Genomic DNA, 3419 nt, shown 5'->3' on the forward strand with positions numbered 1-3419 from the left:
GCGCCCCAGTTCTCGGCCGGGACGAGTTCGGCGTCGCCGTCCTCGACGACCAGCGTCGTCGGCTCGTCGGCGACCCCCTGCACGATCACGGCCAGACAGTTCGGCAGCGCGCCGGCGAGCGCGAGCGGGAACTGCCCGCCGGCGTAGGAGTCGAGGAAGCCCCCCGTCAGCGGCGACTTCGTCACCGCGGCGTAGCGCGTCTCGCCCGGGAGGTAGCCCGACAGCGGACCGAGCGCGAAACAGAGCCGGTTCTCCGGCCCCAGCGGGTCGGCGCCGGCCGGCAGCTCCTCGTAGAGGTAGCGTGCGCCCAGCCCCTTCCCGCCGAGGTAGCGCCGGCGCCACCGCTCGGGGACGGGCTCCTCAGTGACCGCCCCGCGGGTGAGGTCGACGCGAAGTACCGACTCCCGTTGCATCTGTGGTTTCCAGGGCGGGCACGGCTAAAAGGGTTGCTCGACAGTGCGACTGCCACTGCCGATCCGCGCCCGGAGCGAGTCGTCGGATCAGGCCAGCGAGACGGAGATGCGGTCGGAGTCCTCGACGATGTCGACGATCGCCTCGTGGACGCCGACCTGATCCACCAGATCCGACATCGCCGCGAGCACCAGTTCGGCGCCGTGGGAGAGCTCGTGGGCGCGGTACTGCCCGCCGGCGAGGCCGTCGTTGTGGTGGCTCGAAGCCGTGATCCCCAGCCCCTCGATCTCGCCGAGGAAGTCCCGGACCCGGCGCGTGGTTCGGGCGTCGTGGGGCGCGCTCTTGCAGAGTTCGGCGTAGCGCTCGTCGATGTCCTGTGAGCGGGCCGGCGTCTCGCCGGCGGCCTGCAGCGTAACGAGCGCGTACAGCACCAGCTTGTGCTGGTCGGCGAGGTCGGCGATGCCGTCCATCACCTCCTCGCGTTCGAGTTCGCGGCGGGCCTCCTCGACGTGTTCGGCGGTGACGGTGTCGGCGTTGTCCGCCCGCGCGAGGTCGGCCGCGGCCCGCAGCAGGTCGAGCGCCTTCCGGGCGTCGCCGCCGTCCTTGGCGCCGTAGGCCGAACAGAGCGGCACGACCTCCGCGGCGAGCGCGTCGTCGTAGAACGCCGCGTCGGCGCGCTGGGCGAGCTCCTGCTCCAGTTCGCCGGCGTCGTACGGCGGGAACCGGATGTTCACCTCCGCCAGCGAGGACTTGACCTCCGCCCGGAGGTTCTCCCGGAACGCGAGGTCGTTGCTGATCCCGATGACGCCGACGCGGGCGGCCTCGACGTTGCCGTTCGATCGGGCGCGGGGGAGCTGATAGAGCAGCGTGTCGTCGCCGCCGATGTTGTCCACCTCGTCGAGCACGATCAGGACGGTGCCGCCGATCCCCTCCAGCGCGTCCCAGAGCTGGGAGAGCACCTCGTGCATCGGGTGACCGGTGTTGGAGATGCTCTCGCCGGGCGGGCGGAGCTTGTTGACGAGGTTGATCGCGACCTGGTAGCTGCTCGTGAGTCCCTCGCAGTTGAGTTCGACCGTCGTCAGGTCGACCTCGTAGGTGCCGGCGTCGGCCTCCAGCTGTTCGAGCAGGTACCGCGTCACGGCGGTCTTCCCCACCCCCGTCTTGCCGTAGACGAAGATGTTGTTCGGGTCCTCGTTGTTGATCACGGGCTGGAGCGCGGTGTGGTACCGGGCGATCTCGTCGTCGCGGCCGACCAGCTCCGTCGGCGTGTACTCCTCGGAGAGTCGGTCCCGGTCGCGGTAGAGCGAGTCGTCCGGGCTGAAGCTGATGTCTGGCATGTGTTAGCAGGCGAAGTTTCCGGTGGCGAACCGCCGACCACCGTTTCCGCAGTTTCCTACGGGAGTGGGGTTTCCGATGCTGTAAGTAGCTGTCGGACCGACCCGAACCGGCGGTTCGGCCCGGGGGAGAGAGACACCACCGTTTCCAGTGCTTTCCCGGGACGGGCTGCGGGGGGCGACGCCGAACGATCGGTGGATACGGAAGGATTGATTAGGCGGGTGGGAGAGTTAGTCCGTACGGCAGTCCTCTCCCGCGGTCCGGGGCGCGTATCGCGCCGCGGACTCGGCCGGATCGTGCTCCGAGAGCGAGAGCACCGGAAACGGTGGTCTCTCTCCCCGTGCGGGTCGGGGCCGCAGCGACCTCAGAACGGGTAGTCGCGAGGCTCCGTCTGGACCGAGATCCACTTCGTCTCGGTCACCTCGTCGAGGAACGCGTCGCTGTTGTAGCCGCCGACGCCGGAGGCGCCGATCCCGCTGAAGGGGACGTGTGCCTCGTCGTTGATGGGCTGGTCGTTGATGTGGACGTTGCCCGTCTCCATCCCGTGGGCGATCTCCTCGGCGACCCCGAGGTCGCCGGCGTGGACCGAGCCCGAGAGGCCGTACTCGGTGTCGTTCGCGAGTTCGATCGCCTCGTCGACGGTCGAGAACGGGATCACGGGCGCGATCGGGCCGAAGTGCTCGTTGCACGCGGCCGGCATCTCCATCGTCACGTCCGAGAGCACGGTCGGCGCGACGACGAGCGAGTCGTCGACGCCCTCCAGATCGACCGTCTCGCCGCCGGTCTCGAGCGTCGCGCCGGCCTCGACGGTCCGCTCGACGTAGTCGAGCATCTCGTCGCGCTGGGACTCGTCGATGATCGGGCCGACGACGGTGCCCTCGTCGTGGGCGCTGCCGACCGGCAGTTCCTCGGCGCGCTCGGTCAGGCGCTCGACGTACTCGTCGTAGACGCTCTCGTGGACGATGTGGCGGTTGATCGAGATGCACACCTGCCCCTGGTGGACGAAGCTGCCGAAGACGGCGCCGTCGATCGCACGATCAAGGTCGGCGTCACCGGTGACGACGTGGGCGTTGTTGCCGCCCAGCTCCATCGCGGGCACCGCGAGGTTCTCGCCGGCGAGGCTGGCGACGTGGCGGCCCACCTCCGTCGAGCCGGTGAACGCGACCACGTCGCTCTCGGGGTGGCTGGCCACGCGGTCGCCGATCTCGCTACCCTTGCCGACGACGACGTTCAGCACGCCCTCGGGGAGGCCGGCTTCCTCGAACAGCTTCGCGAACAGCAGCCCGCCCGTGATCGGGGAGTTGGTCGAGGGCTTGAGGACGACGCTGTTGCCGGCGGCGATCGCGGGCGCGATCGCCCGCATCGAGAGGTTCAACGGGAAGTTCCACGGCGAGATCACCGTCACCACGCCCTTCGGCTCGCGGTAGAGGCGGTTCTCCTTGCCCGGGATGTTCGACGCGGCGGTCTCGCCCTTCATCCGCCGGGGGAGCGTCGCCGCCTCGCCGGCGTGGTCGGTGGCGATCTGGATCGAGGTCTGGCCCATCGCGGGCGAGCCGCCGACCTCGTGGGTCAGCAGCGACGTGATCTCCTCTTCGTACTCCTCCAGCAGTCCGAGGAGGTTCTGGATTACTTCCGCGCGCCGCGCGGGCGGCTGCTCGGCCCAGGACTCCTGG

The 3419-nt window shown here is 69.6% G+C and carries 3 protein-coding genes; all 3 read right to left on the reverse strand.

Annotation, left to right across the window (positions count from 1 at the left end):
• On the reverse strand, positions 1-413 hold a 413-nt coding region (locus tag ACFR9S_RS13265; protein ID WP_379818857.1), incomplete at its 3' end, for an aldehyde ferredoxin oxidoreductase N-terminal domain-containing protein.
• Between the two features lie 87 nt (positions 414-500).
• A complete protein-coding gene (locus ACFR9S_RS13270) occupies positions 501-1748 on the reverse strand; it encodes an orc1/cdc6 family replication initiation protein (protein WP_379818858.1) in 1248 nt (415 codons plus the stop codon).
• A 362-nt stretch (positions 1749-2110) separates the two neighbouring features.
• A partial coding sequence (locus tag ACFR9S_RS13275; RefSeq protein WP_379818859.1) for an aldehyde dehydrogenase family protein occupies positions 2111-3419 on the reverse strand: 1309 nt, incomplete at its 5' end.

Origin of the sequence: Halolamina salina, from assembly GCF_042678005.1 — an archaeon.
Taxonomy (GTDB): Archaea; Halobacteriota; Halobacteria; order Halobacteriales; family Haloferacaceae; genus Halolamina; species Halolamina salina.

Excerpts from the sequence above, each read along its gene's own strand:
- ACFR9S_RS13270 (WP_379818858.1), bottom strand. The coding sequence starts at position 1,748 with ATGCCAGACATCAGCTTCAGCCCGGACGACTCGCTCTACCGCGACCGG.